Consider the following 23,714-nt stretch of genomic DNA (forward strand, 5'->3'; position numbering starts at 1 on the left):
CATTGAACCAGCCGGGTCCGGCGTCCGCTCGCCGTTCGGGGCTCAGAAGTCCAGCGTCTGCCCCTTGGCCAGCACCGCCTCGATCCTGGCCAGCTGGCCGTCCGGGCCCGACGGCAGGTTCTCCGCCGTCTGCGCCTCGACCGGCAGGCCGAGCGCGAACCGGAGCACCTGAACGGCGTTGTTGCGGTTGGTCCGGTCGCCGGCGGTCGCGTCCGCGTCGCCGCGCGCCGCCTTGGCCGCACTCGCAAAGAACTCCGCAGCGTCCATTCCGTCCTCCTCGTCGAGCAGCCCCCAGGGCCGCGTGTCGGACTCCTCGCCGGTGGTGTACCTCGAGGAGAAGTGCGCGTGCTTGTCGTGCGGGTTGGAGCCGGTGTACTCGCGTTCCGTCCAGCCCCAGCTGCGGGACCACACGCGACGGTTGTAGATCACGTTCTGCAGCCGGTCGTCCACACCGACGCGGTGCCGGCCGACGATGATCTGCACGGCCCGCTCCATCGACCAGCCGGACGTGCGCAGGTTGACGTCCACATCGATGGCGTGGACCTCGTTGGTGCTGTCCGCGTCCTCATAAGGCGTGGCGCCGGTCTCGTCCGGGTTGTGGTCGCTCGACGAGGACGCGTGGGCCTCGTCGCCGATCGAACCGTCCGAGGACTTGTCGCGGTCGGGCGCGAGCGCGTTGAACTCGTTGCGCAGCGAGACCAGGCAGGCCACCAGGATCCAGTCGGCCATCAGCGGGGCTCACCCCGCTCCGCCACCCCGATCAACTGCCGTTCCTTGCTGAGATTCATGTGGACTCCTAGGTCAGCCACCGGCCTGACGCCGAGATTGCCCGCCTTCGCGGCCATCTATGCCCGGCGATCTCGGGCCGCGGGCCAGGGTAGCGCCGAATATCAAACTCCGAGGGTCACCCTCTGTGGACAGATCGCGAGGTGAGCGAGAGGCCAGGTACGTTGGAGGGGTCGCTGACCTGGGGCGTTGTCACCGGCGCCTCCCGCGATCTCACTTTCCGTCAACAGGCCGATACGGAATTTCCTGGCACACCCTCTTGACGTATGCCCGTATGGGAATATGATTCTGAGCATGGCACGAGCAGCAACCACCACTGACGCGTTCAATGCGGTCGCGGAGCCTCGGCGGCGGCAGATTCTTGATCTGCTGGCTCGGGGGGAACGGCCCGTCAACGATCTGGTCGAGCTGCTCGGGCTGGCTCAGCCGCAGGTGTCCAAGCACCTACGTGTCCTGCGGGAGGTGGACCTGGTGAGGGTTCGCGACGAGGGGCGGCAGCGGATGTACCGGCTGAACGCGGGACCGCTCCGGTCGATCCATGACTGGCTCCAGATCTACGAACAGATGTGGAGCGAGCGGTTCGACCTTCTGGATGAAGTGCTTGACGAGCTCAAGGAGGACGACGATGGCAACGACGACTAGTGGGACCGCGAGGGTTTCGCTCCCGGCCGACAACCAGATCCTGATCACGCGCGAGTTCAACGCGCCGCGGGCCCTGGTGTGGAAGGCGTACACCACGCCGGACCTGGTCAAGCGGTGGTGGGCGGGGCAGCGCGGGAGCGTGACCAGCGCCGAGATCGATCTGCGGGTCGGCGGATCCTGGCGGTACGTGATGGGCGCCGACGGCGGCTTCGAGGTGGCGTTCCGCGGGGTCTACCGGGAGATCGAGGCGCCTGCGCGGCTGGTCAACACCGAGGTGTTCGAGGGGCTGCCCGAGCCGGACGAGCACACCGGCCTGGTCACGGTGACGTTCACCGAGAAGGACGGGCGCACCTACATGGAGATGCTCTGCGAGTACAAGGACGTCGCCGATCGGGACGCGGTGATCGCCTCCGGGATGGAGGGTGGGATGCAGGAGTCGATGGATCAGCTGGAGATCGTGGCTGACTCCCTCTCCTGAGCGCCGGCCCGTCCGGCCAGCGCCACCACGGTCAGCGCGATGATGCTGGTGAAGACGAGGACGCCCACGAACGGCGCCCTCGTCACCGTGGCGAAGATCAGCCCGGTGAGGGCGAGGCTGGTGCTTCCGCCCGCCGCGTCGGTGATGCTCTTCGCGGAGGTGTTGAAACCCTCACGACCCGGTTCCGAGTACGCCAGGACGAGTGTGCTGATCTGCGGATAGAGGGTGCCCATCCCGAACCCGGCGAGGAACCAGCCGGCCGCCACCACGAGCGGTGGCAGGAGCAGAGTGGCGGCGATGAGCTCGGTGACGGCACCGGCGGCGAGCAGGGTTGCGCCCGTACGCAGAGCAGTCACCGGGCGCAACCGATCGCCCAGCCGGGCCTGCACCGCGGAGGCCAGTGCCCAGGAGACCGCCGCGGCGGTCAGGGTGACGCCGGAGAGCCAGGCCGCGAGGCCGTAGCGATCCTGCAGCAGTAACGGCAGGTAGACCTCGGTGCCGAAGAACACCGCGCCGGCCGCGCCGCAGAGCAGGACGGCGGCGGGCAGCCCGCGCCGCGCCCGGTAGGTCCCGGGCGGGACGAGGCGTTTGGTGGCGACCGCGATGATGATCACGGCTACGGGGGCGAATGCCCAGGCGAGCCGCTGGTCGAGGTCGGCGGTGTAGCTGAGGGCGACCACCGCGGCGGCCAGCAGAACGGCGCCGCTGACCCGGCCGGCGTCGAGAAACGGTTCGGGGCCGGGCCCGGCGTGCGGGGGCGGATCGGCGCGCGGGGCCGGGTGTGACGCGGCCGGCGGGGCGGGACGCGCGGCGGGCGGGTCGAGACGTGGATCGACATGCGCGGCAGGCGGGCCGGGGCGCGGCTGGCGCAGGGACGGGAGGACCAGGGCGGTGGCGGCCGCGACCAGGACGAGCACGCCGAGGAAGACCCAGTGCCAGCTGAGCGCGTCGGCGATCACGCCGGCGGCGAACGGGCCGACGATCGACGGAAGTACCCACGCCGAGGCGAAGGCACCGAAGATCTTGATGTGCAGGTCGGCGGGGTAGAGCTTGGCGATCAGCACGTACAGGGACACGGTGATGCCGCCGGCGCCGAGGCCCTGCAGGAAACGGCCGCCGATGAACACGCTCATGACCGGCGCCAGGCCGGCGACGGCCAGCCCGGCCGCGAACAGGGCGATGGCGGTGAGCAGCGGTTTCGCCGGGCCGCGGCCGTCCGCCCAGGCGCCGGCGATGACCATGGCGATCACCGACGCGGCCAGCGTCGCCGAGAACGCCAGGGAGTACAGGGCGCGCCCGTCCAGGTCGGCGGTGACCACCGGCATGATCGTGGTGACCGCCAGCGACTCGAAGGCGGCCAGGAAGACCAGGCTCCACGAGCCGATCGTGGTCAGGGCGTACGGGCGGCGGAGAATCACCTCCCGACGCTAGAACCTCAACCTCGATCGAGGTCAACCGCCTTGCGCTGAGCGTCCCGGGCGGCCTGCAGGCGGCCGGGCAGCGTCGTCGCCACCGTGAGCAGGCCGAGCCGCAGCGCCAGCGCCCGGTGCGGGTGCTCGTGGCCCTTCTCCTCGAGCCGCGCGAGCCACCGCTTCTCCAACTGCCGTCGCCCGACCAGCATGCCGATGCTCAGCCCGCCGAGCATCAGGCTCACCGCGACCCGGCGCGCGTCCAGCGGCTGTGGGGTGTCGTCCGGCGTCGCCTTCACGGTCACGCCCTCACCGGCCGTCCAGTCGATCGAGCGTTCGTCGCTCGCGGAGGAGAACCACCCGACCGCGGCGATCGACACGGTCGCACCGGCGCGGACGAGGCGGCGCTGCCGGGTGGGGAGCTCACGCGCGGCGATCCAGGAGGCGGTCAGCGCCCCCTGCGCGAGGGCTGATCCGATGGCACGCACATAGGTCAGGGCCATGGATGCACGGTAGTGAACGCGGACAACTGCTTGACCCTCCGGCTGCCGGAGGGTGCACAGTGTTGGCCATGCCCGCGACGATCACGATCGGTGAGTTCAGCCGCCTCACCCATCTGCCGGTCAAGACGCTGCACCGTTACCACGAGGTGGGGGTGCTGGTGCCGGGCGGAGGGCCCGATCCGCGAGGTCTATCTGGTGACACCCGCCGACACGGGAGATTCGTCCCGGTGGCGTACCGAGGTCTACTGGCCGATCAAGGGAGCTGAGTGATGCTGTCCATCGAACAGATCGTCATCGACTGCGCGAACGCGGCCGGATTGGCGTGTCGGGGCGGACCGGCTGATGGGGCTGGGTGCGGTGAAGCAGTCGGAGCACGCCGAGTACGGGACCGAGTGGATCACCTTCACCGACCCGGAGGGTAATGAGTTCGACCTGGGCGCGGGCCTATCCGCCTGAGTCGCTGATCCGGTCGAGCGCGCCGGCCAGCTTGGCCAGGTCGAGCTCGGTGAGGTGGTCGAAGATGTGCCGGCGCACGCTTTCCAGGTGCGTCGGCCAGGCCGCCCTTAGCCGCGCCAGGCCCTTGTCGGTGAGCACCGCCTCCAGCCCGCGCGCGTCCCGGTCGCACCGGACCCGCTCCACGTGACCGTCCCGTTCGAGCTTGCCGGCCAGCCGGGTCATCCCGCTCAGCGACATGTCGCACGCCCCGGCCAGCTCGCTCATCCGCAGCCGGCGCCCGGGTGTCTCGGAGAGGTGGCGCAGCGCCGAGTACTCGCTGAGCGACATCCGCTCGCCGTGTGCCAGGTCGGCGTCCAGCTGGCGGGGCAGGACCATCATCACCCGGCCCAGGGCGCGCATGACCGCTTCCTCGTCGGCGGTCAGTGGCTCGGGCGGCATGATTGGCGATCCTACGGCCTGGTCAGGACCGTTTGCCCGGATAGTTGACGTGGCAAGTAAATGGCGCATACATGCGCGCCAGGGTCGGCTAACGGATCGGCGGCCGCTGGGTGACGCGCCGAGGGGTCCGTCGATCGGGGGACCGCCGAAGTGGTTGCAAGCGCGTCGGAACCCTGCACAATGCTCTGGTGCAAAACCAGACAACTAGTGACTCATGGCAGCATCTGCTCGAAATGCCACGAAAGTCTTGGTGGGCCCGGCTGCCGTTCGGCGTACGGATGACTGCCGGGGCCAGCGCCGTCCTCATGGTGATCGCCGGCGGCGCCGCCGGGATCGCCCAGTTGACCAAGCAGGAGCCGCGGTTCGTCACGCAGGTCGGCGAAGGGCGGACGGTCGTCGCGGCGCCGGTCGTGCCGGGGCCGGTCGCGGCGCCCGCGGACACGAGAAGCACCACCGGCACGGGTGGGCACGCCGGTCCCGTCGGCGAGGCGCAGAAACGGGCCGAGCCGGTCCGGCGTACCCATGAGCGGGTCGACCGGACCGCCCCGCGTACCCCGGCGAAACAGAACGAGGCACCGCCGCGCGCCGCTGCACCTCGCGTGCCGGCCGCCGAGCCCGCGGCCACCGCGCCGCCGCAGGTCACCACCCGGACCGAGACCGAACGCCGGGCCATCCCGTTCCGGACCCGGCTGGTCCGCGACCCGTCGCTGCCGCGTGGCGCCAAGCGGATCCAGACGCCGGGCGTGCCGGGCGAGGAACTGCTGCGCTACGTGATCACGATGACCGACGGCCGGCCGGGCGAGCGGCGTCTGCTGGACTCGCGGGTCACCCGGGAGCCGCAGCACCGCGTGGTGGCGTTCGGCACCCGTCGCAAGCACTGCCGGCACGACCGCTGCGGGCCGATGTGGCGCAATGCCGCCTGCGAGAAGTCCATCGAGAGCACCGAGGATCTGTCCGCCATCCTCTCCGCGGAGGACGTCAGGGCGCTGGAGCTGGAGCCCGGCCTGCTCTGTTAAATGGGACGGTGACCGCTGACGCACCCACCATCCTCGCGACCAGTGCTTCGGCACGGCCGGGCAGCTACGGCCCGATGTCGATGCGGCCGGGGCCGATCCACTACTTCGCCGCCGAGCTCGCGAACGCCTCGGCGCCGCGGATCTGCTTCCTCAACCAGGCGACCGGCGACCCGGAGAGCCGCATCGGCGCGACGTACGCCGCGTTCGCCGGCACCGAGTTCACCGTGTCGCATCTGGCGCTCTTCCCGATGCCGAACGTCGAGAACATCCGCGAGCACCTGCTGGCCCAGGACGTGATCTGGGTCGGCGGCGGCAGCGTGGCGAACCTGTGCGCGGTGTGGCGGGTGCACGGGCTACCGGACATCCTGCACGAGGCGTGGCAGGCCGGAGTGGTGCTCGGCGGCGTCTCGGCCGGCTCGATCTGCTGGCACACCGGCGGCAGCACGGACAGTTTCACGTACGAGCTGAGCGCGTTCACCGACGGGCTGGGCTTCCTGCCGTACAGCAACGGTGTGCACTACGACGCCGAGGAGCGGCGCCGGCCGCGGATGCACGAGTTCATCGGGAACGGCACGCTGCCGGACGGCTACGCCACCGACGACGGCGCGGGGCTGGTCTACCGGGGTACCGAACTGTCCGAGGTGGTCGCGGACCGGGAAGGCCCTCGGGGGTACGAGCTGAGACGTACCCCCGAGGGCCTGGTGAGCGAGACATCCTTGCCGACCCGGGTGCTGCCCGACCCATGGCCGGGCCGCTGGGGACAACCCACCTAGTCAATCGGGACGAGGGTGCCCGGTTCCACATTCACTTCCGAGGCGACTGCACCCGGGGCGAATGTGGAACTGGGCATTTGACTAGGGCAGTCTCCAGATCTGGTTCGCGGCTGCGGTGCACGTCCAGATGTGGATCTGCTGACGGTCGGCGGGGTTGTTCTCGCTCACGTCGAGACACTTGCCGGACTGCGGGTTGACGATGGTGCCGTTGGATTGCGGCGTCCAGTTCTGGGCGCCGCTGTTGTTGCACGTGTAGAGCTGCACCTTGGTGCCGTCGGCGCTCGCGCCGCCGGAGATGTCCAGGCACTTGCCGAGCGCGCGGAACGTGTTCCCGGTCCGGGTCCAGCTCTGCGCACTGCTGTTGTTGCAGGTGTAGAGCTGGATCTTGGTGCCGTCGGCGGTCTTTCCACCGTCCACGTCGAGGCACTTGTTGGCCAGGCCGACGATCGGCCCGACTCCGGTCGGCGGCGTGGTGCCGCCCAGCTCCTTGATGCGGACGTTGCGGAATGACACGTCGTCACCTGTCCCGTGGTTCTGGAGACCAATGTGGCCGGCGAGCGACCGCACCGGGTTGGTGTTGGTGAAGTCGTTGATCTTGACCCCGTTCAGGAAGATCTGCAGGCGCTCGCCCTCGACGAGCAGTTCGTAGGCGTTCCACTCGCCGGCCGGGTTGAGCGCGGCGTCGCGGGCGGCCAGGTCGGCGGACTTGAACGTGTACACCGAGCCGGTGGTGCGGTCGTTCGCGTCGGTCGGGTCGATCTGGATCTCATACCCGTTGTCCACCGCCGACCACGGGTCGGTCGAGGGCGGGAAGCCGATGAACACGCCGCTGTTGTCGTCGCCGGCCATCTTCCAGTCCAGCTTCAACGAGTAGCTGGTGTACTGCTTCGCCTGGTACCAGAACAGGCCCATGCCGCCGGTCGAGGTGAGCGTGGCGTCGGTGTTGGTGAACGACCCCGGCCCGGCCTGGCTCCAGCCGGCGGTCGATCCGTTGTAGATGGCGGTGTAGCCGGTCTCCGGGCGGCAGTCGGCGTTGGCCTGCTTGGCCGCGTACCGGATGCCGCCGAGCAGTTCCTGACGGAAGAGCGGGTCGGCGTACGACTCCTGCGTGTGGCCGAGGCCGGTGTAGAACGAGCGGCCACCGGTCAGCGTCTTGCACCACGTGATCGGGTGGTCGGCGCCCATCCCGCCACCGCTGTAGGTGGACTCGTCCAGCGTGCTCAGCACGTGCGCGGTGGACCGCGGGTTGGTGCGGTAGTTGTACCACTCGTCGGTGCGGTTCCAGGCCTGCGGCAGGTGCGCGGTGGCGGCGTGCCCCCGGTCCTCGGTGCGGACGGTGGCCTGCTGGATCGCCGGGTGCGAGTTGAACCAGGCGCCGACCAGTTCGCCGTAGAACGGCCAGTCGTACTCGGTGTCGGCGGCCGCGTGCACGCCCACGTAGCCGCCGCCCCCGCGGATGTACGACTCGAAGGCGGTCTGCTGGCCGGCGTTCAGCACGTCGCCGGTCGTGCTCATGAAGACGACGGCCTCGTAGTTCGCGAGGTTCGCGGCGGTGAACGCGCCGGCGTCCTCGGTGGCGGTCACCGTGAACCCGTTGGCGGCGCCCAGATCGCGGACCGTCTGGATCCCGGCCGGGATGGAGTCGTGCCGGAACCCGGCCGTCTTGGAGAAGACCAGCACGTCGTACGGATCGTCGGCGATCGCCGGTGCCGGCGCCGCGGCCGGGATCAACATCATCGCCGCGAGGATCTGACCGATCATGGCAACACCCACTTCTGGCTGGCCGCGCCCAGGCAGTCCCAGATGTGGATCTGCTGGCCGTCGGCGGGGTTGTTCTCGAGCACGTCCAGGCAGCGGCCGGACTGGGGGTTCTTCAGCGTGCCGTCGGCCTGCGGCGACCAGACCTGCGCGGCCGAGTTGTTGCAGGTGTAGAGCTGGGCCTTGGTCCCGTTGACGGTCGCGCCGCCGGCCACGTCCAGGCACTTGCCCAGCGCCTGCAGCGAGCCGTTGGTGGCCACCGTCCAGTTCTGCGCGGTGCTGTTGTTGCAGGTGTAGAGCTGGATCTTGGTGCCGTCCGCGGTCTTGGCACCGTCCACGTCGAGGCACTTGCTCGACAGGCCGCGGACCGGGCCGGTGCGGGTGGCCGACCCGGTGTTCAGGGTGAAGGCGTCCAGGTCGTACAGCGCCGCGGTGCCGGAACCGGCGAACGTCAGGTAGAGCGTGGTGGTGGCCGCCGGGGCTCCGCTGATCGTGCCGGTGACGTTGGCGAACGTCTCCCACGACCCGGTCACCGGGACGGTGGCCGAACCGAGCACCGTGCCGGTCGGTGAGCCGGCCCGGATCTGCAGCGTCCCGCCGGTGCCGCCGGAGGAGGCCCGCGCGGTGAACGAGGTGACGCCGGAGAGGCGGTAGGGGGTGAACGCGATCCAGTCGCCGTTGTTGATGTCGCCGACCGTCTTGCCGCCCTCGGCCGCCGTCTTGTCGAACGTGTTGATGCCGGACGAGGTCTTGAAGTGCTCGGCCTGCCGGCGTCGCGGCTGCAGGATGTGCTGCTTGTGCGTGGTCAGGCCGCCGGCGTCGGTGTACTCGGCGTCGAACACCGCGAAGATGTTCGCCGCGCTGTCGTGCTCACCGTCGACCGGGATGGTGATCTGCCCGGAGCAGCCGTTGACCGACGTGATCTGGTGGCCGTGGCTGTCGTGGCCCAGCACGTAGGTCATCTTGGCCCGGGCGCAGTTGATCGAGCCGTCCTCCGGATCGGTGACCGTGAAGGAGAACGGGACCGTGTCGCCGTACGAGAACAGCGATCCGTCCGGCGGGGACGTGATGGTGATCGACGGCGCCGTGTTGCCGACGCCGACCTGGACGCTCGCGGTGCCGGTGGCGCCTGACGGATCCCGGGCGGTGAGCGTCACGTTGTAGGTGCCGTTCGCGGTGTAGGTCTTCGTCGGGTTCGCCGCCGTGGAGGAGGTGCCGTCGCCGAAGTTCCACGAGTAGGTGAGCGCGTCACCGTCCGGATCGGACGACCCGGCGGACGAGAACGCCACGGTGAGCGGCGCCTGGCCGGAGGTCGGGGTCGCGGACGCCACCGGGATCGGCGCCCGGTTCTGTCCGGAGATGTAGTCGAAGCGGTACAGCGCCGAGTTGGCGTCGCCGTTGAAGTAGCCGGTGCCGTAGTCGAGCACGTAGAGCGCGCCCTCCGGGCCGAAGGCCATGTCCATGACCTGCTTGCCTGCCCACGGGAAGGCGTCGATCGTGCCTCGGGAGCCGTCGCTGTTGAGGTGGATCGGCTTGATCCACCCGCGTCCGAGCTCGCCGGCGAAGAACTGGTTGTCCATGGCGGCCGGGAACTTCGTCGGCGAGTTCAGGTTCGGGTCGAAGTGGTAGACCGGGCCGGCCATCGGTGATTCGGAGCCGCCGCCGAACTCGGCCGGGGTGCCGGCGTCGCCGCCGTACCGGATCCAGGCCGGGCGGGCCGGTGGCAGCGTGGTCTGCCCGGTGTTACGGAACGAGTTGTTGGTCGGACCGCCGGCGCAGTTGAACTTCGGGCCGGTGGAGTTGGTCGCGAAATTCCACTCGTTGTAGGTCTCGGTCGTGGTGTTGGTGCCGGTGCAGTACGGCCAGCCGTAGTTGCCCGGGCTGGTGATCCGGTTGAACTCGACCTGGCCGCTGGGCCCGCGCGCGGAGTCGGTGGCGCCCGAGTCCGGTCCGTAGTCGCCGAGGTAGACGACGCCGGTCTGCTTGTCGACGCTCATCCGGAACGGGTTGCGGAAGCCCATCGCGTAGATCTCGGGACGGGTGTTCGCGGTACCCGGGGCGAAGAGGTTGCCCGCCGGGATCGTGTACGTGCCGTTCGGCTGCACCTTGATCCGCAACACCTTGCCGCGCAGGTCGTTGGTGTTGCCGGCGCTGCGCTGCGCGTCGTACGCGGGGTTGCGGTTGGTGCGCTCGTCGATCGGCGAGAACCCGGCCGAGTCGAACGGGTTGCTGTCGTCCCCGGTGGACAGATAGAGGTTGCCGGCGGCGTCGAAGTCGATGTCGCCGCCGACGTGGCAGCAGAGGCCGCGGTCGGCCTTCACGTCGAGCACGTCCACCTTGCTGGCCGTGTTCAGCGTGAAGTTGGCGTTCAGCGTGAAGCGGGACAGCCGGTTGACGCCCTGCCAGGCGGACCAGTCGCTGCCGGTGGGGGGAGCGTCCCCGGCCGGGGTGCTCAGCGGCGGCGCGTAGTAGAGGTAGATGAACCGGTTGGTGGCGAAGCCCGGGTCGACCCCGACGCCCTGCAAACCCTCTTCGTCATGGTTGTAGACGGGCAGCGTCCCGGCCACCGAGGTGGTGCCACTGGCGTCGGTGCGGCGCAGTGTGCCGTCCCGGGCGGTGTGCAGGACCGAGCGGTCGGGGAGCACCGCGATGGCCATCGGCTCGCCCACTTCGGCGACGCCTCGGGCCAGGGTGACCTGCTGGAAGTCGGCCGGATCGATGCTGTGCGCGGTGGCCGGCGCGGGGACGCCCAGTAAGCCTGCGACCAGCAGTGACGATCCAAGCGTGTAGATAAATCGATGCCTGCGACGCATGGCTCCGCCTTAGGGGGATTATTACCGGCGTGTGAACGCGACCCTAGGGCACTTTGCGTCGAGCTGTAAATACTTCTGCGTTCCGGAACAAAAGTCCCACGGCCTACGAGGCGTAATGCAAGATCACGTTGTGAACGTGGTGGGTCTTCTCCGAGCCTCGGAACTCGACCTCGTAGACGTGCTGGCCCACGGTGATGGCGATGTTGCCGGTCGAGAAGTACTGGCCGGCGATGCTCTTGTTGCTCACCACGCTGACGCTGCTGATCTTCGAGTACGGGATGCTCGTGATCGCGAAGCGCTTACCCATGAAGGACTTGTCCTGGATGATCACCCGGCGCGTCGTCAGCCCGATGAAGCCGGTGCCGACGCCGACCGCGTCGTATACCGCGATGATCTGCTCGCCGTCCAGCAGACCGCTCTCGATCTGCTTGTACTGGGCCTTGTTGTCGAACACCGGCTCGGTCATGCACTCCAGATTATTCCTGGCTTCAAAATCGCGTCCGGGGCATGACCCTCGCGAGGCGACTTGGAACTAGGAACTCGAGGCGTTGACCACCGTGCGGTACGCGTCCTCGATACGAGCGGCCAAGGTGACCTGGCCGTCGGTGATCGTGTCTGCTTCGCCCGCACTGAGGCTGATCTGGGTGTGACCGTCCGTACGCCGGATTGCGGGGCGTATGCGCAGTGTGTCGGCCGCTACCTTGATCCGCTCGGTCAGCGCGGCATGCTGGCTGTCGTCACAGACGAGCTCGCGCCGCAACTCGAGACCGTCGCGCTCCCAGCCCTCCAGGAGTCCGAGCGCGTCGGTGAGATAGTCGGAAGAGTTAGCCCCGCGCCGCCGTCTGGCCCGCATCGCCGCACCCCCTTGGCGTCGTTGCCGGCTTGTGGCCAAACTGTCGCCGTGTCGTCATGGTCGGTCCTGACAGTCTTGTCTGCCGCGTCAACTATGTCCACGCCCACATATCCGTGTTCTCCCGACGATCGGGACGGCTCGGGGCAACCTGAACGGTGACTTTTTGTGGCAAGGTCTCACCCCATGCGTCCGGAACGCCCAGTCAGCTCACAGTCGTCACGCAGAGTGATTGTGGCGGCGGTGATCATCATGGGCGGCCGGGTGCTCGCCTGTGAGCGGTCCGCCCCGCCCGAGGTCGCCGGGCGCTGGGAGTTCCCGGGCGGCAAAGTGGAACCGGGGGAGACCGACGCCGAGGCGCTGGCCCGCGAGTGCGCCGAGGAGCTGGGCGTGCGCGTCGAGGTGGGCGCACGGGTCGGCCCGGACGTGCCACTCGCGCACGGCCGGGCCGTTCTCCGGGTCTTCGCGGTCACCCTGCTCGGCGGCGACGTACCGCGCGCCCTGGAACACACCTCGATGCGCTGGCTCGGCCCGGACGAGCTGACCAGCGTGCGGTGGCTCCCGGCGGACAAGCCGATCGTCGCCGAACTGCCTCGATTACTACTGGGAGAAGGTCTTTCGTAGCTCCCTCTTGAGGACCTTGAAGCTGGGGCCGAGCGGCAGCGACTCGACGAACCGGACCTGCCGCGGGTACTTGTGCCGGCCCAGCTTCTCCTTGCTCCACTCGATCAGCTCGTCGGCGGTGATCCCGCCGGGCTCGGGCACCACCACCGCGCAGATCTCCTCACCGAGCGTCGCGTCCGGGATGCCGATCACGGCCACCTGCTGCACCGCCGGATGCCGGGCCAGCGCCTCCTCCACCTCGCGCGGATAGACGTTGAAGCCGCCGCGGATCACCAGGTCCTTCTTGCGGTCGACGATGGTGATGAAGCCCAGCTCGTCCTTGCGGCCCAGGTCGCCGGTGCGGAACCAGCCGTCGACCAGCGCCTCGGCCGTCGCCTCCGGCCGGTTGTGGTAGCCGGCGAAGACACAGTGCCCGCGGACCACGATCTCGCCGAGCTCGCCGGTCGGCAGGAACTCGATGCGCTCGTCGACCTCGGCCCGGGCGATCTCCGCCTCGACGCCCCAGATCGGGTGGCCGATGGTGCCGGGCCGGGTGCCGAACGCCGGCTGGTTGGTGGTCGCCGTCGGCGAGGTCTCGGACAGGCCGTAGCCCTCGTAGATCGGCGAGTGGAAGACCTCGGAGAACTTCTCCAGCACGGCGACCGGGAGCGAGGCGCCGCCGGAGAAGCAGAGCCGCAGGTCGGGCAGCCGGTCCGCCTTCGGCGCCGCTTCCAGCAGGCCGATGAACATGGTCGGCACGCCGTAGAAGATGGTCGCGCCCTCGCGGACCATCAGCTCGATCGCCGCCTCGCCGGTGAACCGGGGCAGCAGGACGAGGGTGCCGCCGGCCCGGAAGGTGCCGTTCATCGCGACGCTCTGCCCGAAGGTGTGGAACAGCGGCAGGCAGCCCATCGAGATGTCGTCGGAATGCGGGTCGTGCACGTCGAACGTGTTCACGGTCGCGTTCATGACCAGGTTCAGGTGGGTCAGCAGCGCGCCCTTCGGCTGCCCGGTCGTGCCGCTGGGGTAGAAGATGACCGCGGTGTCCTCGGCCTCGCGGGTCACGTAGGTGACCAGCGGCTCGGCGGCCGGGATGTCGGCCGTGCTCACCACCCGGATGCCGGCCAGCTCCGAGGCCCGGGTGGCGGTCTCGGTCTGGCTCGGGTGGGCGATCAGCATCGTGGCGCCGCTGTCCTTCAGGACGTACGCCATCTCGTCCGGTGTCAGCAGCAGGTGCACGGGGACGATGACCGCACCGGCGGCCAGGGCGCCGTAGTAGGCGCGGGGGAAGTCGATGACGTTGGGGATCTGCAGGGCGATCACGTCGCCCGGCTGGACCCCGAGCTCGCGCAGGCCGGCGGCGAAGGAGCGGGCCTCCTGCCAGAGCTCGGAGTACGTCAGGCGGGTGCCCGCGTGGTCGATCACCGCCACCTTGTCCGGCCGCCGGCGCGCCGCCTCGGCCAGGATCGTCGCGAGCGAGAGAACGGTCATTCTGAGCCCTCCTTCGGCATGCCCTTCTGGCCCTCGCGGGAGCGGCCGTTCTTGGCCTCCGCCGAGTGTCGCTCGGTGCAGGCGGTCATGCCAGGTGCCCTCCGATCTTGGTGTACCCCCGCAGCAGGTCGCGGGAGATGATCAGGCGCTGCATCTCGTCGGTGCCCTCGTAGATGCGGATCAGGCGGACCGCGCGGTACCAGCGCTCGATCGGCAGCTCGCGGGTGTACCCCATGCCGCCGTGGATCTGCATGACCCGGTCGATCACCCGGTTGACCATGCCGCCGCCGTAGAGCTTGGCCATCGAGGACGCGTGCCGCGGGTCGAGATCCTGGTCGACGGTCCAGGCGGCGCGCAGGATCAGCCAGCGCGCGGCCTCCAGCTCGACCTCGGAATCGGCGATCATCCACTGGATCGCCTGGTTCTCACCGATCTTCCGGCCGAACGTCTCGCGGGTGTTCGCGTACTCGATCGCCATGCCCAGCGCGCGTTCCGCGCTGCCGAGCGCAGCTGATGGGATCAGGTAGCGGCCGCGGCCGATCCACTTCATACCGAGCTCGAAGCCCTGGCCGATCTCGCCGAGGATGTTGCGGGCGGGCACCCGCACGTCGTCGAAGATCAGCGACGCCGGCCGGGCGTCGCCCATCGTCTCGATCACCTCGGAGCGCCAGCCCATCGAGCGGTCCACCAGGAACGCCGTGGTGCCCCCGCCGCGGACGCCCTTCTCCTTGTCGGTGACCGCGACGACGATGCAGAAGTCCGCGTCGTTGCCGTTGGTGATGAAGGTCTTCTCGCCGTTCAGCACCCAGTCGTCGCCGTCCTGGCGGGCGCTGAGCTTGATGTTCGCCGCGTCCGACCCGGCGCCCGGCTCGGTGATGGCGAAGCAGGAGATGCGGTCGCCCTCGATGGTCGGCAGGAGGAACTCGCGCTTCTGCTCCTCGTTGGCGTAGTACAGGATGTTGTCCGCCTCGCCGCCGAAGCTGAACGGCACGTACGTGCGGCCCACCTCGGTCCAGATCAGGGACTGCATCAGCGCGGGGAGCTCCATGCCGCCGTACTGCTCGGGTGTGCCCAGGCCCCAGTAGCCGAACTTCTTCGCCTTCTGCCGGAGCTCGACGAGTTCGCCGCGCTCCAGGCCTTTCTGGCCCTTGCGCTCTCGCCGGAGCACCTCGGCCTCCAGCGGCATCACCTCCTTCGCGATGAATTGCCGTGCTGTATCGCGGATCGCGCGTTCCTCATCGCTCAGAGAGAAGTCCATGTGGATAAACTAGCGGTGTAAGTTTTAACACGTCCAGTGCAACTTTTGGAGGCTCCATGGCTCGGCCCCGGCAGGTCCTGCTCAGCCGCGAGCGGATCGTCGACGCCGCGGCCGCGCTGGTCGACGCCGAGGGACTGGAGGCGGTGTCCGTGCGCAGGCTCGCCACCGAGCTGGGCGTCGCCGGACCGTCGCTGTACAACCACTTCGGCACGAAGGCAGAGATTCTGGACGCCGTTGCCGACGCGGTGATCCTGCGGGTCGACATCTCGGCGTTCGAGGCCCACGAGTGGGGCAAGGCGCTGCGGCTCTGGGCGCAGTCGTACCACGCCGTGCTCAGCGCCCACCCCAACATCGTGCCGGTGCTGGCCCGCGGCCCCGGCCGCAACCCGGCCGCGCTGGCGATGGCCGACGCGGTCTACGGCGCGCTGATCCGGGCCGGCTGGTCGCCGTCCCGGGCCACGCACATCGGTGCGCTGCTGCGCTACCTGGTCACCGGTTCCGCGCTGGGGTCGTTCGCCCTCGGCTTCCCCGAGGACCCGGAGCTGTACGCGCACTATCCTCACCTCCATCACGCCCACCACCTCGCCGAACACCGCGAGCGGGTGGACGAGGGAGCGTTCGTCCTCGGCCTGGAGACGCTGGTCTCCGGCCTCGAATCCCAGCTGCAGAGCGAGGCGGAACGATGACGTTGACCCGAGACAAACGCCTGATCCGAGACAAGCTCCTCATCGGTGGAGGCTGGGTGGCCCCGGCTTCCGACGGCGTGATCGAGGTGATCAACCCGGCCACCGAGGAGGTGCTGGGCACGGTTCCGGAAGGCACCGCGGCCGATGTCGACGCCGCCGTCGCCGCGGCACGTGCGGCCTTCGACGGCTGGGCCGGCACCCCGATGGCCGAACGCGGCGCGGCGCTGGATCGCCTGCACACCGCGTTGTCCGCACGGGCAGCCGACATCGCCGAGACCGTCGGGCTCGAGCTGGGCACGCCGCTCAAGATCGCCCAGATGGTCCAGGCGGGTCTTCCCCTCTCGGTTCTCCGGGGGTACGCCGACCTGGCCGCGCAACCGGTGACCGAGCAGACCATCGGCAACTCGCTGGTCGTCCGCGAACCGGTCGGCGTGGTCGGCGCGATCACCCCGTGGAACTACCCGCTGCACCAGGTGGTGGCCAAGGTGGCGGCCGCCTTGGCGGCGGGCTGCACCGTGGTGCTCAAGCCGAGCGAGCTGACGCCGCTGACCGCGTACCTGCTGGCCGACGCGGCCGTCGAGGCGGGCCTGCCCGACGGGGTGTTCAACCTGGTCACCGGCACCGGGCCGGTGGTCGGCTCGGCGATCGCCGGCCACCCCGACGTGGACATGGTCTCGTTCACCGGAAGCACCGCGACCGGCCGGGCCATCTCGCACGCCGCCGCCGACCGGATCGCCAAGGTCGCGCTGGAGCTCGGCGGGAAGTCGGCCAACGTGATCCTGGAGGGCGCCGACGTGACCCGGGCGGTCAAGACCGGGGTGGCCAACGCGTTCCTCAACTCCGGGCAGACCTGCACCGCCTGGACCCGGATGCTGGTGCACCGCAGCCTCTACGACGACGCGGTCGCGCTGGCCGGCCAGGTCGCGGCGGCGTTCACCGTCGGCGACCCGTTCGACCCGGCCACCCGGCTCGGCCCGCTGGTCTCGGCGGCGCAGCGGGAACGGGTGCGCGGGTTCGTCGAGCGGGCCGAGGCCAAGCTGATCGCCGGCGGGCTGGATGCTCCCGTACCCGAGAAGGGGTTTTTTGTGGCCCCGACGGTCTTCGCCGACGTCGACCCGGACAGTGAGCTCGCGCAGGAGGAGATCTTCGGGCCGGTGCTGTCGATCATCCCGTTCGACGACGACGACCACGCCGTACGGATCGCCAACAACTCGAAGTACGGCCTGGCGGGCGGCGTCTGGGGCGAGCCGGAGCGGGCGATCGCGGTGGCCCGGCGGTTGCGGACCGGCGCGGTGGACGTCAACGGTGGCGCGTTCAACCCGCGGGCGCCGTTCGGCGGCTACAAGCAGTCCGGCGTGGGGCGCGAGCTCGGTGCGTTCGGACTGGAGGAGTTCCAGCAGGTGAAGGCCATTCAGCGATGACCGCCCGGGTGAACGCGGTGGTGGTGCGCGCCGCCGGTGAGGCGCCGGAGATCGCCGAGCTGCAGTTGCCGGAGATCGGTCCGGGCCAGGTCCGGGTACGCATCCGCGCGGCCGGGGTGTGCCACTCCGACCTGTCCATGGTGAACGGGACGCTGCGCCCGCCGTACCCGCTGGTGCTGGGTCACGAGGCGGCCGGCGAGGTGCTCGAGGTCGGCCAGGGTGTGACGACCGCGGCGGTCGGCGACCACGTGGCGCTGAACTGGCAGCCCGCCTGCCGCATGTGCTGGTTCTGCACGCATGGGCAGCCGTGGCTGTGCGCCACCACGAGCGGCATCGCGGCGCTGGAGAACGGCAGCACGCTCGACGGCGTCCCGGCGCACGTGACCCTGGGGCTGGGCGCCTTCGCCGAGCAGGTGGTCGTGCCACAGAACGCGGTCATCGGCGTACCCCGGGAATTGGATTGGGCCCCTGCCGCGCTGCTCGGGTGCGCGGTGCTGACCGGGACCGGCGCGGTCCGCAACGCCGCGCGCGTGGCCGCCGGCGAGTCGGTGCTGGTGATCGGCCTCGGCGGCGTCGGACTGTCGGTCGTCGCGGCGGCCCGTGCGGCGGGCGCGGGCACGGTGCTCGCGGTGGACGTCAGCGAGTCGAAGAAGGCGCTCGCCGAGGCGGCCGGGGCGACCGAGTTCCTGGTCGCGTCGGAGGCACTGTCCAAAGAGGTGCGCACCCGGACCGAGGGACGAGGCGCGGACCACGCGTTCGAGTGCGTGGGCCGGTCGGCGACGATCCGGGCCGCGTGGCGGGCGACCCGGCGCGGCGGCCAGGTGACCGTGGTCGGCATGGGCCGGCACGACGACATGGTCGAACTCAGCGCGCTGGACATCTTCTCGTCGGCGCGCACGCTGCGATCCTCGGTCTACGGCAACGCCGACCCGGACGCCGAGATCCCGGCGCTCGCAGCCGACGTGCTGGCCGGCACGCTGTCGATCGACCACCTGGTCACCGACCGGATCGGACTGGCCGACGTGCCGGCCGCCTTCGACCGGATGAGCCGCGGCGAGGGCGCCCGCTCGGTCGTGCTGCTCTAAGCCAGGTCCGTTCCCGGCCCGCCGGTCTGCCCGCTGACGGTTGCTGCCGCCGTTCGGGCTGTGGTCGTTCGGGCTGTGGTCGTTCGCGCGGTAGTAGGAGCGAGTCTGATTGGTAGGTGCGGGCGGGAGTGGTGGGACCGTGCGGCTGGGCTAGATCTTCGCCCCGGAGCGGGGCTAACGTCGCTCGCTCAGGTTGAGCATCGACTCGTGCACCTGGGCGGGGGGCAGCGGTCCGACGGGCAGTGGGCGGGGTGGACCCGTCCGCAGCCCGTCGAGGGTCAGGGCCAGGGAGCGGCGCCAGGCGTCCGGGGCGGTGCGCGCGGTGGCCCGCACGACGTTCGCGGTCGACCAGAAGAGGAACGACAGGTCCTCGGTCGCGAAGTCCGGGGCGCAGGACGCCGGCCTGGCGGGCCCGCTCGACGAGCGGCCGGATCCACTCCAGCTGGGCGTCGCAGATCGCGAGCGCCGGGTGGTCGCCTTCGCGTACTCGGCGTAGCCCGGGTAGGCGGTGGTGATCAGGCTCCAGAGGCGCGCGTACTCCTCGTCGGGGACCTCGGCGGCCAGCACCGCGATCGTCTCGGTGCCCACCTCGGCCGAGACCTCCGGGTGGGCCTTGAGGTTGTCGCACCAGGCCGGATTGACCGGGGCGCCACCCATCGACGCGACGATCAGCAGCGCGCCCTCGTGGCGCAGGTAGGCGAGAGAGCTCACCCGTTCGATCCCGGTCCGCGCGCCCCGACGGTGCAGGAGCAGCATCTCCGAGTCCTCGAAGGGGGGCCCGACCCTGCCGCCGTTCGCCCGGAACTGGGCGATAACCCCGGCGTTCACGGCGGCGATCGAGTCGGCGGTGAGTTCGCCGTTCTGGGCCTGCTCGGTGAGTTCCTGGCGTTCGTCCACGCCTCTACAACGGACGGACCGCGCCGGGTTCACCGTTCCGCGGACAGCAGGGCGGAGACGGTACGCCGGAGGATCGCGGCGGCGGCCTCGGTGCTCAGCTCCATCGGGGTGCGCAGCGTGTCCCACGTGTTCCACATGCTGACGACCGTGATCGTGTTGAGGAGTTCCTGGTCGCCGTCGATCTCGGCGGCGAAGAGCGTGGCCACCTCGTCGCGGGCGCGTTCCATGTGCAGCTTGCGGTAACGCTGCAGGGCCGGCGAGAACGGCTCCTTCAGCGCGGACGCGCGGGCCGCCGGCGCGACCAGGTCGTTGAGCTTGGCGCGCTGGTTGCAGTACGCCTCGATGCGCTCGGCCAGCGGCAGGTCGGCGGAGATCGGCTGGTGGGCCGCGTCCCGGCGTTCGAGTATCCGCTGCGCGCTCGCCGTCATCAGCGCTTCCATGTCGGCGAAGTGGCTCCACAGCGCACGCAGGGAGACCCCGGCCAGCTTGGCGATGCGGTCGGCCGTCGGACGCATGTCACCGTCGGTGATCAGGCTGACGTGCGCGTCCACGATGGCGTTGCGGGTGCGTTCGGACCGGGCGGTGCGGCCGTCCACGCGCGGGGTCGGTGTGGTCATCGTGGGCTCCGGTATCGGTTGATCTCGCGCCGGGCCAGGGAGCGCTTGTGCACCTCATCCGGCCCGTCGGCCAGTCGGAGAGTACGTGCCGACGCCCACAGCCTCGCCAGCGGTGTGTCCTGGCCCACTCCCGCGGCGCCGTGTGCCTGGATCGCCTTGTCCAGGATCCACTCGACCGTCGCCGGAGTAACGATCTTGATGGCCTGGATCTCGGTGTGCGCGCCCTTGTTGCCGACCGTGTCCATCAGCCAGGCGGCCTTGAGTACGAGCAGCCGGGCCTGCTCGATGCGGACCCGGGCCTCGGCGATCCAGTCCTGCACGACGCCCTGCTCGGCCAGCGGCTTGCCGAACGGCTCGCGGGCCAGCGCCCGGGTGCACATCAGCTCGAGGGCCCGCTCGCCCATGCCGATCAGCCGCATGCAGTGGTGGATCCGGCCGGGTCCGAGGCGCGCCTGCGAGATGGCGAAACCGCCGCCTTCCTCGCCGATCAGGTTCGTCGCCGGCACGCGTACGTCATCGAAGAAGACCTCGGCGTGCCCACCGTGATCGCCGTCGTCGTAACCGAACACCGTCATGCCGCGCTTGACCGTCACGCCCGGTGTGTCCCGGGGGACCAGGATCTGGCTCTGCTGCACGTGCCGGGCCGCGTCCGGGTCGGTCTTTCCCATCACGATGAAGATCTTGCAGTTCGGGTTCATCGCGCCGGAGATGTAGAACTTGTGCCCGTTGATCACGTAGTCGTCGCCGTCCCGGACGATCCGGGTGCCGATGTTGGTGGCGTCGGAGGAGGCCACCTGCGGCTCGGTCATCGCGAACGCGGACCGGATCTCGCCGGCCAGCAGCGGCCTCAGCCACCGCTCCTGCTGCGCGGGCGTGCCGAACTCGGCCAGCACCTCCATGTTGCCGGTGTCCGGGGCGGCGCAGTTCAGCGCGGCAGGCGCGATGGACGGGCTGCGGCCGGTGATCTCGGCCAGCGGCGCGTACTGCACGTTGGTCAGGCCGGCGCCGTGCTCGCCGGGCAGGAAGAGGTTCCACAGCCCGCGCGCCTTCGCCTCGGCCTTCAGCGGCTCCAGCGACGCCGGCGGTCCCCAGCCGTCCGCCTCGTAGCCGGCCTCCAGCGGATAGACGAACTCGTCCATGAAGGCGAGGAGCCGCTTGCGGTAGTCCTCGGTCTTCTCGTCGTATGCGAAGTCCATCTAACCCTCCAGAGCCTCGTGCCCCTGCGTGACCAAAGGCGCCACCATACGACCGACCGTCTCGAATCCCGCACCGACGGTCTGGCCGTGCACATAGCGGAAATGGACGCCTTCCAGAATCACGGCGAGCTTGAAACACGCGAACGCGATGTACCAGTGCAGGTCGCTGACGTCCCGTTTGCTGCGCTCGGCGTACCGGGCGGCCAGCTCGGGCAGCGTCGGGTGGCCGGGCACGGTCAGCGGCGACCGCGGCTCGCCGTTCTTGTCGAGCAGCGGGCGGCCCGCGTAGACCTGCATCAGGGCGACGTCGCTGAGCGGGTCGCCGAGCGTCGACATCTCCCAATCGAGCACCGCGCTGACCGTCAGGTCGTCGGCGATCAGCACGTTGTCCAGCCGGAAGTCGCCGTGCACCACGGCGCCGTCGCCTTCCGGCACGTGCACCGCGAGCCGGGCGTGCAGCTCGTCGATGCCCGCCACGTCGCGGCTGCGGGAGGCGTCCAGCTGCTTCTTCCACCGGCGGACCTGGCGCTCGTTGAAGCCCTGCGGCCGCCCGAAGTCGCCCAGCCCGATCGCCTCGGGGTCGAGCGCGTGCAGGTCGGCGAGCGTGTCGACCAGGTGGAGGGTGAGCGCGCGCATCCGCTCGGCGCCCAGCGCCTCCAGGTCGGCGACGTCCCGGTAGATCCGGCCGGTCGCGTGCTCCATCAGGTAGAACGGCGCGCCGATCACGTCGGGGTCGGTGCAGAGCAGCACCGGCGCCGGTGCGGGGAAGCCGGCCGCGGACAGGGCGGACAGCACCTTGTGCTCGCGGGACATGTCGTGAGCGGTGGGCAGCACGTGACCCAGCGGCGGGCGGCGGAGCACCCAGCGCTGGTCACCGTCGGTCACGGCGTACGTCAGGTTGGACCGCCCGCCCGCGAACATGGTCGCGGTCAACGGGCCGGTCTTCAGGTGGGCCCGCAGGGCGTCGAGGTCGAGCCCCTTCACTCGATGCTCCGCTGGATCTTGTTCATGCCGGCCAGCCAGCGGTCCGGGTCGGCGGCCCGGCGCTGGGCGTACTCGGCCACCTCGGGGTGCGGCAGGATCAGGAAGCCGTCGTCGTCGATGCGCGAGGCCACCACCTCGGCCACCTCGCTCGCCTCCAGCGCGCTGTCCGCGAGCAGGGAACTGCTGGCCGAGCTGCTGTCGCCGCGCAGCATCATGTCGGTGCGGACGCCCTGCGGGCACAGCGCCTGCACCTTGATGCCGCGGTGGGCGTACGTGGCCCGCAGCCACTCGGCGTAGGCCAGCGAGGCGTGCTTGGTGACCGAGTACGTGGCGCTGCCCAGCAGGGTCAGCAGGCCGGCCGCGGACACGGTGACCAGCAGGTGGCCGCTGCCCGCCGCCAGCCAGCGGGGCAGGAGCGCGCGGGACGCGTACACGTGGCTCATGACGTTGACCTGGAAATCACGCTGCCACGCGGCGTCCGGCGTCTCCGGGCCGCCACCGGTCAGCACCCCGGCGTTGGCGCAGAAGAGGTCGATGCCACCGAGTTCGTCCCAGGCGACGTCGACGAGCCGCGCGATGTCCGCCTCGCTCCCGGCGTCGCCCGGGACGGCTCGCCCCCCGATCTCGGCGGCCACCGCCGATGCGGCCGCCTCATCAAGGTCGTTCACGACGACGCTCGCGCCCCCGGCGGCGAACCGGCGGGCCAGCGCGGCACCGATCCCGCCGCCGGCGCCGGTGACCACGACCCGTTTCGGCGAGCTCACTGGACCGACCCGGTCAGCGTCACGCCGCCGTCGACGACCAGCGTCTGGCCGGTGATCCAGCCCGCGTCCCCGGAGCACAGGAAGGCCACCGCGCCGGCCACGTCCGCCGGCACGCCGAGCCGCTTCAGCGGGTAGGTCGCCGCGACCTCGGCCTCCCGGCCCTCGTAGAGCGCGGTGGCGAACCTCGTCTTGACCACCGCGGGCGCCACGGCGTTCACCCGGACCATGGGCGCGAGCTCGACGGCAAGCTCCTCGGTGAGGTGGATCAGCGCCGCCTTGGTGACGCCGTAGAAGGCAATGCCGGGCGCCGGGCGCACGCCGGAGACCGACGAGATGTTCACGATCGAGCCGCCGGTGTCGGCCAGCCCGCCGCGCAGCGCCTCCTGCACCCAGCCGAGCGTGCCGAGCACGTTGACGTCGAGCATCTTGCGGGCGGCGCTCAGATCGAGAGACGCGAGCGGACCGTACGCCGGGTTGATGCCGATGTTGTTGACCAGCGTGGTGACCGGGCCGAACGTGGTCCTCGCGGCGTCCACGACGGCGGCACGGTGCTCGGGGTCGTCGCCCTTGCCGGCCACACCGATCGCCACGTCGGGGCCGCCCAGTTCCTTGGCCGCGGTCTCCAGCGCCTCCGCGTTGCGCCCGGTGACGACGACCTTGGCGCCGTCGGCGACGAACCGCTGGGCGATGGCGAAACCGATGCCTCGGCTGGCCCCCGTCACGATCGCGACGCTCATCCACATCTCCTGTCAACAATTTGCACTTGGACTGCAAACATTAGTCGCGCGCA

At 70.1% G+C, this 23,714-nt stretch carries 25 protein-coding genes and 1 pseudogene; 10 read left to right on the plus strand and 16 right to left on the minus strand.

Annotated features, from left to right (window positions below; translation table 11 throughout):
* Nucleotides 1–42: 42 nt before the first annotated feature.
* Nucleotides 43–729, minus strand: coding sequence for a hypothetical protein (locus QSK31_RS14595; protein ID WP_285684295.1), 687 nt, complete (start codon nt 727–729; stop codon nt 43–45).
* Nucleotides 730–1,080: 351 nt separating this feature from the next.
* On the opposite strand from QSK31_RS14595, the gene QSK31_RS14600 reads away from it, so the two are divergent.
* Complete coding sequence (locus QSK31_RS14600) at nt 1,081–1,428, plus strand: ArsR/SmtB family transcription factor (RefSeq protein ID WP_285684296.1); 348 nt, start codon at nt 1,081–1,083, stop codon at nt 1,426–1,428.
* A complete protein-coding gene (locus tag QSK31_RS14605) occupies nt 1,412–1,906 on the plus strand; it encodes an SRPBCC family protein (protein ID WP_285684297.1) in 495 nt (164 codons plus the stop codon). The genes QSK31_RS14600 and QSK31_RS14605 overlap by 17 nt, the downstream gene beginning before the upstream one ends.
* Here the strand turns inward: QSK31_RS14605 and QSK31_RS14610 are convergent.
* Nucleotides 1,873–3,324: an MFS transporter gene (locus QSK31_RS14610; RefSeq protein WP_285684298.1), complete on the minus strand. Its 1,452-nt coding sequence runs from the start codon at nt 3,322–3,324 to the stop codon at nt 1,873–1,875. The genes QSK31_RS14605 and QSK31_RS14610 overlap by 34 nt on opposite strands.
* Nucleotides 3,325–3,341: 17 nt before the next feature.
* Nucleotides 3,342–3,818 (minus strand): hypothetical protein, encoded by a 477-nt coding sequence (locus QSK31_RS14615; protein WP_285684299.1) that lies wholly within the window; start codon nt 3,816–3,818, stop codon nt 3,342–3,344.
* Between the two features lie 68 nt (nt 3,819–3,886).
* On the opposite strand from QSK31_RS14615, the gene QSK31_RS14620 reads away from it, so the two are divergent.
* Both QSK31_RS14620 and QSK31_RS14625 read left to right on the plus strand, forming a co-directional pair.
* The gene (locus QSK31_RS14620; RefSeq protein ID WP_285684300.1) at nt 3,887–4,084 is read left to right on the plus strand and encodes a MerR family DNA-binding transcriptional regulator; all 198 of its coding nucleotides are present in this window, start codon (nt 3,887–3,889) and stop codon (nt 4,082–4,084) included.
* Nucleotides 4,085–4,142: 58 nt separating this feature from the next.
* A pseudogene (locus tag QSK31_RS14625) lies at nt 4,143–4,274 on the plus strand (VOC family protein); the annotation flags it as partial.
* Here QSK31_RS14625 and QSK31_RS14630 read toward each other — a convergent pair.
* Nucleotides 4,263–4,712, minus strand: a complete 450-nt coding sequence (locus tag QSK31_RS14630) for a MarR family winged helix-turn-helix transcriptional regulator (protein WP_285684301.1) — start codon at nt 4,710–4,712, stop codon at nt 4,263–4,265. The pseudogene QSK31_RS14625 and the gene QSK31_RS14630 sit on opposite strands and share 12 nt — an antisense overlap.
* A gap of 233 nt (nt 4,713–4,945) precedes the next feature.
* Between QSK31_RS14630 and QSK31_RS14635 the strand changes: the two genes are divergently transcribed.
* Both QSK31_RS14635 and QSK31_RS14640 read left to right on the plus strand, forming a co-directional pair.
* A complete protein-coding gene (locus QSK31_RS14635; protein ID WP_285684302.1) occupies nt 4,946–5,728 on the plus strand; it encodes a G5 domain-containing protein in 783 nt (260 codons plus the stop codon).
* Nucleotides 5,729–5,736: 8 nt separating this feature from the next.
* Nucleotides 5,737–6,501, plus strand: a complete 765-nt coding sequence (locus QSK31_RS14640) for a Type 1 glutamine amidotransferase-like domain-containing protein (protein ID WP_285684303.1) — start codon at nt 5,737–5,739, stop codon at nt 6,499–6,501.
* 81 nt (nt 6,502–6,582) lie between these two features.
* Here the strand turns inward: QSK31_RS14640 and QSK31_RS14645 are convergent, their stop codons facing one another.
* From QSK31_RS14645 to QSK31_RS14660, 4 genes are all read right to left on the minus strand, one after another.
* Complete coding sequence (locus QSK31_RS14645; protein ID WP_285684304.1) at nt 6,583–8,262, minus strand: ThuA domain-containing protein; 1,680 nt, start codon at nt 8,260–8,262, stop codon at nt 6,583–6,585.
* A complete protein-coding gene (locus QSK31_RS14650; RefSeq protein ID WP_285684305.1) occupies nt 8,259–11,072 on the minus strand; it encodes a PQQ-dependent sugar dehydrogenase in 2,814 nt (937 codons plus the stop codon). The genes QSK31_RS14645 and QSK31_RS14650 overlap by 4 nt, the downstream gene beginning before the upstream one ends.
* 103 nt (nt 11,073–11,175) lie before the next feature.
* Nucleotides 11,176–11,538 (minus strand): PH domain-containing protein, encoded by a 363-nt coding sequence (locus QSK31_RS14655; protein ID WP_285684306.1) that lies wholly within the window; start codon nt 11,536–11,538, stop codon nt 11,176–11,178.
* A gap of 66 nt (nt 11,539–11,604) precedes the next feature.
* Entirely contained in the window at nt 11,605–11,925 is a 321-nt protein-coding gene (locus QSK31_RS14660) for a 4a-hydroxytetrahydrobiopterin dehydratase (RefSeq protein WP_285684307.1), read from the minus strand.
* 225 nt (nt 11,926–12,150) lie between these two features.
* Here QSK31_RS14660 and QSK31_RS14665 point away from each other — a divergent pair, with 225 nt between their 5' ends.
* Nucleotides 12,151–12,546: a (deoxy)nucleoside triphosphate pyrophosphohydrolase gene (locus tag QSK31_RS14665; protein WP_285684308.1), complete on the plus strand. Its 396-nt coding sequence runs from the start codon at nt 12,151–12,153 to the stop codon at nt 12,544–12,546.
* On the opposite strand, the gene QSK31_RS14670 is transcribed toward QSK31_RS14665, so the two are convergent.
* Nucleotides 12,523–14,016: a long-chain-fatty-acid--CoA ligase gene (locus QSK31_RS14670; RefSeq protein ID WP_285684310.1), complete on the minus strand. Its 1,494-nt coding sequence runs from the start codon at nt 14,014–14,016 to the stop codon at nt 12,523–12,525. The two genes, QSK31_RS14665 and QSK31_RS14670, sit on opposite strands and share 24 nt — an antisense overlap.
* Before the next feature lie 85 nt (nt 14,017–14,101).
* A complete protein-coding gene (locus QSK31_RS14675) occupies nt 14,102–15,274 on the minus strand; it encodes an acyl-CoA dehydrogenase family protein (RefSeq protein WP_285684312.1) in 1,173 nt (390 codons plus the stop codon).
* A gap of 56 nt (nt 15,275–15,330) precedes the next feature.
* On the opposite strand from QSK31_RS14675, the gene QSK31_RS14680 reads away from it, so the two are divergent.
* Genes QSK31_RS14680 through QSK31_RS14690 form a run of 3 tightly spaced genes read left to right on the plus strand, consistent with a single transcriptional unit; the run spans nt 15,331 to nt 18,466 of the window.
* Nucleotides 15,331–15,960 (plus strand): TetR/AcrR family transcriptional regulator, encoded by a 630-nt coding sequence (locus QSK31_RS14680; RefSeq protein ID WP_285684313.1) that lies wholly within the window; start codon nt 15,331–15,333, stop codon nt 15,958–15,960.
* Nucleotides 15,957–17,381: an aldehyde dehydrogenase family protein gene (locus tag QSK31_RS14685; RefSeq protein WP_285684315.1), complete on the plus strand. Its 1,425-nt coding sequence runs from the start codon at nt 15,957–15,959 to the stop codon at nt 17,379–17,381. The genes QSK31_RS14680 and QSK31_RS14685 overlap by 4 nt, the downstream gene beginning before the upstream one ends.
* Nucleotides 17,378–18,466, plus strand: a complete 1,089-nt coding sequence (locus QSK31_RS14690; protein ID WP_285684317.1) for an alcohol dehydrogenase catalytic domain-containing protein — start codon at nt 17,378–17,380, stop codon at nt 18,464–18,466. Before QSK31_RS14685 ends, QSK31_RS14690 begins: the two co-directional genes overlap by 4 nt.
* A gap of 174 nt (nt 18,467–18,640) precedes the next feature.
* Here QSK31_RS14690 and QSK31_RS14695 read toward each other — a convergent pair whose 3' ends face one another.
* Genes QSK31_RS14695 through QSK31_RS14720 form a run of 6 tightly spaced genes read right to left on the minus strand, consistent with a single transcriptional unit; the run spans nt 18,641 to nt 23,661 of the window.
* A complete protein-coding gene (locus QSK31_RS14695; RefSeq protein WP_285684318.1) occupies nt 18,641–19,363 on the minus strand; it encodes a nitroreductase family deazaflavin-dependent oxidoreductase in 723 nt (240 codons plus the stop codon).
* 29 nt (nt 19,364–19,392) lie between these two features.
* Nucleotides 19,393–19,980 carry a TetR/AcrR family transcriptional regulator gene (locus QSK31_RS14700; protein ID WP_285684319.1) on the minus strand — a complete coding sequence of 196 codons (588 nt, stop codon included), beginning with the start codon at nt 19,978–19,980 and terminating at the stop codon, nt 19,393–19,395.
* A complete protein-coding gene (locus QSK31_RS14705; protein ID WP_285684321.1) occupies nt 19,977–21,176 on the minus strand; it encodes an acyl-CoA dehydrogenase family protein in 1,200 nt (399 codons plus the stop codon). The genes QSK31_RS14700 and QSK31_RS14705 overlap by 4 nt, the downstream gene beginning before the upstream one ends.
* Nucleotides 21,177–22,160, minus strand: a complete 984-nt coding sequence (locus QSK31_RS14710; RefSeq protein WP_285684323.1) for a phosphotransferase family protein — start codon at nt 22,158–22,160, stop codon at nt 21,177–21,179.
* Entirely contained in the window at nt 22,157–22,924 is a 768-nt protein-coding gene (locus QSK31_RS14715; protein ID WP_285684325.1) for an SDR family oxidoreductase, read from the minus strand. The genes QSK31_RS14710 and QSK31_RS14715 overlap by 4 nt, the downstream gene beginning before the upstream one ends.
* Nucleotides 22,921–23,661 (minus strand): SDR family oxidoreductase, encoded by a 741-nt coding sequence (locus QSK31_RS14720; RefSeq protein ID WP_285684327.1) that lies wholly within the window; start codon nt 23,659–23,661, stop codon nt 22,921–22,923. Before QSK31_RS14720 ends, QSK31_RS14715 begins: the two co-directional genes overlap by 4 nt.
* Nucleotides 23,662–23,714: the final 53 nt, after the last annotated feature.

This window comes from Actinoplanes sp. NBRC 103695, assembly GCF_030269485.1.
Lineage (GTDB): Bacteria > Actinomycetota > Actinomycetes > Mycobacteriales > Micromonosporaceae > Actinoplanes.